The 213-nt window shown below is 53.5% G+C and carries 1 pseudogene; it reads left to right on the forward strand.

Annotated features, from left to right (window positions below):
* Positions 1 to 203, forward strand: a pseudogene (locus tag lacNas_RS03575) (hydrolase); the annotation flags it as partial.
* Between the last annotated feature and the right edge of the window lie 10 nt (positions 204 to 213).

The raw sequence follows: 213 nt of genomic DNA on the forward strand, positions 1-213 counted from the left end.
ACCGGTATTTCCGTGCCCGGGTGGCAGAAGTCACCAAGCAGGCAGCAGGCTTGTCCGGCGAAGAGCTGACCGCCTTTTTGACCAAGGCCAATCAGGAAACCGTGGCTCACAGCCGCCAGGAAAGCGAAGAGCTTTGGGGCCAGCTTTTCAAGGAAGCCATCAAGCTGTCGAAACTGACCTTTAACATGGACAAGAATCTGTAAAAAATGCACT

The sequence above is a fragment of the Lactobacillus nasalidis genome, assembly GCF_016587775.1.
Lineage (GTDB): Bacteria > Bacillota > Bacilli > Lactobacillales > Lactobacillaceae > Lactobacillus > Lactobacillus nasalidis.